The sequence below is a fragment of the Mycobacterium sp. genome (genome assembly GCF_019243155.1).
In the GTDB taxonomy this organism is placed as follows: domain Bacteria; phylum Actinomycetota; class Actinomycetes; order Mycobacteriales; family Mycobacteriaceae; genus Mycobacterium.
Genome location: NZ_JAFAUS010000113.1, coordinates 1 through 4,370, shown reverse-complemented (window position 1 = coordinate 4,370; position 4,370 = coordinate 1). Strand labels below are relative to the sequence as shown.

Genomic DNA, 4,370 nt, shown 5'->3' with positions numbered 1-4,370 from the left:
CCACGGCGGAGTCCTGCACCGCGGGTCTGGTGGCGGCGCGGCTGACCGGCCGCCCCGGATCGTCGGACTATGTGGCGGGTGGGGTGGTGTCCTACTCGAACGAGGCGAAAGTGGAGCTGCTCGGCGTCGATCCCGCGCTGATCGAGGCGTACGGCGCAGTGTCCGAGCCGGTGGCCGAGGCGATGGCGGCCGGCGCGCTGAGTCGCTTCGACGCCGACACTGCCGTGGCGATCACCGGCATCGCCGGCCCGGGTGGGGGGACCGAGCAAAAGCCGGTGGGTACCGTCTGTTTCAGCGTGATGCTGGCAGCCGGTCCCACCGATACCCGAACCCTGCTGCTCCCCGGTAACCGATCCGACATCCGCGAGCGGTCGACGACGGTGGCGATGCATTTGCTGCGGCGCGCACTTATGTAGCGTCGCGCAAACTCACGTCACTTCCGTTGGTACGAAAGCGGTTTCGGAGGTGCCAAAGCGCACCCCGGTCGCGTCCTTGCCCATCAGCGTCAGCAGCGTGACAGCGAGCAGCACCGGCACGATCGTGGCGGCCAACGCGAACGGGTAGCCGTGCGACTCGGCGAGGCGTTCCTGAATGGGCAGGTTGAAAGCAGCGAGCAGGTTGCCGAGCTGGTAGGTCACCCCGGGGTAGAGGCCGCGGATCGCGTCGGGCGACATCTCGGTCAGGTGCGCCGGAATCACGCCCCAGGCTCCCTGCACGCAGAGCTGCATCAGGAACGAGCCGAGGCACAGCAGCGCCGCGGTGCGCGAATATGCGAACAGCGGCACGATCGGCAGGGCCAGCAACGCGCAGAACACGACGGTGTAGCGGCGGCCGAAGCGCTGCGACATCGTGCCGAAGAACAGCCCGCCGATGATGGCGCCGACGTTGTAGACCACGGCGATCCACTTGACGGTGACGCTGCTCAGGCCGGCGCCGTGATTGTCGTGGGCGCCCAGGAAGGTCGGGTAGACGTCCTGGGTGCCGTGGCTCATCCAGTTGAAGGCGGTCATCAGCAGCACCAGGTAGACGAACCGGCGGATGATGGCGCCGCTGCGCAACACATCGCGAATCCTGGTGTTGGTGAGCTTCATCTGGTCCTGGGCGGCCTCCCACACCTCGGACTCCTGAACGCGGTAGCGGATGATCAGGCTGATCATCGCCGGGATGATCGACAGCGCGAACAACCACCGCCACGACAGGTGGAACCAGTCCATCACCACCAGCGCGGCCACGCTCGCCAGCAGGTAACCCAACGCGTAACCCTCCTGGAGCAGCCCGGAGAAGAAGCCGCGCCGTTCGGCGGGCACCTTCTCCATCGCGAGCGCGGCGCCCAGGCCCCATTCGCCGCCCATGCCGATGCCGTAGAGCAACCGGAGTATCACCAGCACAGTGAAATTCGGCGCGAACGCGCACAGGAAGCCGACGACGGAGTAGAAGATCACGTCGACCATCAGCGGGGTGCGCCGACCGACCCGGTCGGCCCACAAGCCGAACAGCAGCGCGCCCACCGGGCGCATGAACAGGGTGGCCGTCGTGATGAACGCGACCTCGGCCTTGCTGTGGTGGAAGGTCTTTGCGATGTCGGCATAGACGAACGCCACGATGAAGTAGTCGAAGGCGTCCATCGTCCAGCCCAGCATCGCCGCAATGAACGAGTTCCGCTGATCGCCGGTGATCTTGTTGCGAGGACTTTGTGTAGTCACGCCAGCATCGTGTCGCACTTTCAAGGCGTTTGCCTAGACAACCCGCGAGAGTAAGTTCCGGATACATGCGAATCATCGATGCCGATGGACACGTTGCCGAGAATCCGTCGCTGGCGACCGAGGCGATCAAGCGCTGGCCCGACCACGTCAAACCCAGCACGGACAAGCGGATGCGGTTGATGTTCGAGGGCCGCAACTACCCGGAGGACGAGGGGCCCGGCGCGGGTTGCCCGCCCGAGCACGGGATCAGCAAGGCGCCCAACATCAATTGCCGATCACCCGAGGGCGTGCTGGGTGATGCCGACCTCGATCACATCGACACGATGGTGCTCTACCCGAGTCTCGGGCTGTGCGCCCCCAGCCTCGAGGATCCCGAGTTCGCCGCCGGATTCTCCCGGCTCTACAACGAATGGATCGCGGACTACTGCGCCTCCTCGGGCGGTCGGCTGCGGGGTGTCGCCGTCGCCCCGATCGAGCACGGCCGGCTTGCGATCGACGTCATGACCGAGGCGAAAGAGCTTGGGCTGGTGGCGACTTTGGTCCCGCCGGCGCTCAAGACACGCAACCTCGATCACCCCGATCTCGACCCGTTCTACGCCGCGGCGGTCGAACTCGGAATGCCGCTGGGTGTTCACGGCGCTCCGGGAATTCATCTGCCGAAGATCGGTGTGGACCGGTTCACCAATTACATTCAGGTGCACTGCATCAGCTTTCCGTTCGATCAGATGACTGCGATGACCGCGATGGTCTCCGGCGGCGTCTTCGAGCGTCATCCGCAACTGCGGGTCGCCTTCCTGGAGGCGGGTGCGGGCTGGGTCCCGTTCTTCATGGATCGGCTGCACGAGCATTACGAGAAGCGGGGGGATTGGGTCGTACGCGGCTGGCGCCGAGACCCGCACGAGTACCTGGCCGCGGGCAACATCTGGGTGACGTGTGAGCCGGAGGAACCGATCCTGCCCGGGGTGATCGACGTGCTGGGCGCCGATTTCATCATGTTCGCCAGCGATTACCCGCACTGGGACGGCGAATGGCCGGAAAGCACGAAGCATTTGCGGACTCGCGCCGACATCAGCGAGGAGGCCCGCGAAAAGATCGGCGGGCGCAACGCGCAGCGCTTCTACAACCTGAACTAATACCGGCTTCAGCGCGGCAAGATGGCAGGATCTCCCGCATGGGCCCTTTTCTGCTGCGCGCCGCGGTGACCGGCTTCGCACTCTGGATCGTCACGCTGTTCGTGCACGGCATCAGTTTCGTGGGCGGCTACACGCACCTACAGAGGGCCGGCATCATCTTCATCGTCGCCCTGATCTTCGGTCTGGTGAACGCGTTCATCAAGCCGGTCGTGCAGATCTTGGCAATCCCGCTGTACATTCTGACGCTCGGGCTGTTCCACGTCGTGGTCAACGCGTTGATGCTATGGATCACCGCCGCGATCACCGAACACACCACGCACTGGGGTCTGCAGATCGACCACTTCTGGTGGACGGCGATCTGGGCCGCGATCGTGCTGTCCATCGTGAGCTGGGTGCTGTCGCTGATCGTCCGGCGCGCCTGACCCCTCAGCGGCCCTGCCACTGCGGGGGTCGCTTCTCGGCGAACGCGCGCGGACCCTCCTTGGCGTCTTCGGTGGCGAAAACCCGGTCGCTGTGCGCGGTTTCGTTGTCGTAGGCCGACGCCAGGTCGAGCGCCAGACCCTCGACGGTGGACTGCTTGGTCGCAAACACCGCAAGCGGCGCGTTGGTCGCGATGCGCTCGGCGAAGTCGTACGCGGCGTCCATCAGTTCGGCCGCCGGGACCACCCGGTTGATCAGCCCCATGGCCAGAGCGCGTTCGGCGTCCACCATGTCGGCCGTCAGCAGCAACTCCATCGTCAACGGGTAAGGCATCTGACGCGGCAGTCGCACGGTGGTCCCGCCGCCGGCGAACAGCCCGCGCTTCGGTTCCATGACCGCGAACCGCGCTTCGGGCGCCGCCACCCGGATGTCGGTTGAGGTCAGCATCTCGAAGCCGCCCGCGACGCAGGTCCCGTTGACCGCGGCCACGATCGGCTTGTACACCGGGAACCGATGCAGGACGGCATGGATGGCGTCGTCCTTGCTCCACCCCGGTGGCCTGGGTAGTTCGCCGGTCAGTTCCGGGATGAACTTCTTGAGGTCGGCGCCGGTGCAGAAGTCCCGGCCGACACCGGTGACGACCGCGACCCAGGCGGCCGGGTCGTCGCGGAAGGCCGTCCACGCGCGGGCAAGGTCGCGAAAGTGCTCCATGTCCAGCGAGTTGCGGGTCTCGGGACGGTTGATCGTGATCGTCGCGATATGGGCGTGCAACGCGTAATCGATGCTCACGACGAGAGACGTTAGACACCGTCAGTCGGCGTTCACCAGGCTCAGCACGTCGCGGGCGCACCCCCAGGACAGGGTGACTCCGTTGCCGCCGTGGCCGTAGTTGTGAATGCAGCGCGCCCGGCCGAGCGGTTCGGCCTCCAGCCGCACCGACGGACGCTCGGGACGCAGCCCGGTGATCGTCTCGATCACCTCGGACTCGCCCAGCCTCGGCTCGATTCGTCGGCACCGCGCCAGGATGCGTTCGGTCACCTCGGGATCGGCGGCGGTGTCCCAGCGGTTGGGGATGCTGATCCCGCCGCACACCACGCGCTGCGGGTGGGGGAAG

General features: G+C 66.1%; 6 protein-coding genes. 3 read left to right on the top strand and 3 right to left on the bottom strand.

What is annotated here, in order from left to right; all coding sequences use genetic code 11:
- Positions 1-416: nicotinamide-nucleotide amidohydrolase family protein (locus JOZ00_RS05695; RefSeq protein ID WP_293340939.1), on the top strand; the 416-nt coding region annotated here is incomplete at its 5' end.
- Between the two features lie 12 nt (positions 417-428).
- Here JOZ00_RS05695 and JOZ00_RS05690 read toward each other — a convergent pair.
- The gene (locus tag JOZ00_RS05690) at positions 429-1,640 is read right to left on the bottom strand and encodes an MFS transporter (protein ID WP_293340942.1); all 1,212 of its coding nucleotides are present in this window, start codon (positions 1,638-1,640) and stop codon (positions 429-431) included.
- Between the two features lie 128 nt (positions 1,641-1,768).
- Between JOZ00_RS05690 and JOZ00_RS05685 the strand changes: the two genes are divergently transcribed.
- Positions 1,769-2,836 (top strand): amidohydrolase family protein, encoded by a 1,068-nt coding sequence (locus tag JOZ00_RS05685; RefSeq protein ID WP_293340936.1) that lies wholly within the window; start codon positions 1,769-1,771, stop codon positions 2,834-2,836.
- 38 nt (positions 2,837-2,874) lie between these two features.
- Positions 2,875-3,258, top strand: a complete 384-nt coding sequence (locus tag JOZ00_RS05680) for a phage holin family protein (RefSeq protein ID WP_293340933.1) — start codon at positions 2,875-2,877, stop codon at positions 3,256-3,258.
- A gap of 4 nt (positions 3,259-3,262) precedes the next feature.
- On the opposite strand, the gene JOZ00_RS05675 is transcribed toward JOZ00_RS05680, so the two are convergent.
- On the bottom strand, positions 3,263-4,045 hold the full coding sequence (locus JOZ00_RS05675) for an enoyl-CoA hydratase-related protein (protein WP_293340930.1): 783 nt from the start codon (positions 4,043-4,045) through the stop codon (positions 3,263-3,265).
- Between the two features lie 21 nt (positions 4,046-4,066).
- Positions 4,067-4,370: FAD-dependent oxidoreductase (locus JOZ00_RS05670; protein WP_293340927.1), on the bottom strand; the 304-nt coding region annotated here is incomplete at its 5' end.

Coding starts and splice junctions, on each gene's coding strand:
- JOZ00_RS05690 (WP_293340942.1), bottom strand. CDS start 1,640: ATGCTGGGCTGGACGATGGACGCCTTCGACTACTTCATCGTGGCGTTC.
- JOZ00_RS05680 (WP_293340933.1), top strand. CDS start 2,875: ATGGGCCCTTTTCTGCTGCGCGCCGCGGTGACCGGCTTCGCACTCTGG.
- JOZ00_RS05685 (WP_293340936.1), top strand. CDS start 1,769: ATGCGAATCATCGATGCCGATGGACACGTTGCCGAGAATCCGTCGCTG.